The sequence below is a fragment of the Brucella sp. 22210 genome (assembly GCF_052045675.1).
Classification (GTDB): domain Bacteria; phylum Pseudomonadota; class Alphaproteobacteria; order Rhizobiales; family Rhizobiaceae; genus Brucella.
Window position 1 is genome coordinate 1 of the sequence record NZ_JBQEPD010000147.1, and the last position, 701, is coordinate 701.

A 701-nucleotide genomic window follows, 5' to 3' on the forward strand; every position below is an offset into this window, starting at 1 on the left:
GATGTGAGAATGTCGACATACTGCCCGGCGAAGACTGCCGGGTCGGTGTTTGTTTCCAGGCACTTCGCAGCCAGTTCATGCGCTGCGGTGCCTTCCGCCGCGAAGGTCGACCGGCTGTCCGGTAAACCTTCCTGCATCCGAATAGAGCCGGGGCAGACCATCCAACGATGGGCGGAACTTGGCGCTAATCGGGCGTGGGCGCGTTGGGTGTGGGTTTCAGCCATTGGCATCACCCTGCTGATCCGCCCAAAGTTCCATAACGTCCGCGATCCGTTCGAAGGCGCAGAGCAAACGAGTCATCCGTTCTTCGACATCATCGTCTTGATCGCGAGCACTTTTGGCGCGTTGTTCATCCCGTAGGAGACGTTCAGACCGGAGGCGTTTCCGTTCGTCGTATTTTTGCTTGGGGGTCAAACTTACGCCCCCGCACCAATTTCAGCGATCTTCTGATCGACAAGAGCCTTGAAAGCGTTGATCTGGCCCGGTTCGATGTCCGCCAGTTTCACAAGCTTCATTTCGCCGAGCAGTTCCTTGAATTTGGCGCTACGCACCGCCATGTCCTCGAAGCAGGCGTTCAGGTAATTGGCGATGGTGTACTTGCGAAGATCGTCGACAGACATGCATGGTTCGTCGTTTGTCGCGTCTTCAATTTCGCTTTTAGCAACATCGTCGGCAGCAGAAATTTCGGCTTCTTCAACCGG

Annotated in this window: 2 protein-coding genes; both read right to left on the minus strand. The window is 55.9% G+C overall.

The features are described from left to right. On the minus strand, window positions 1-230 hold a 230-nt coding region (locus tag ACTJKP_RS27060), incomplete at its 3' end, for a DUF2800 domain-containing protein (RefSeq protein WP_440632857.1). A 186-nt stretch (window positions 231-416) separates the two neighbouring features. Next, window positions 417-701 (minus strand): hypothetical protein (locus ACTJKP_RS27065; protein ID WP_440632858.1); only part of this gene is annotated, 285 nt, incomplete at its 5' end.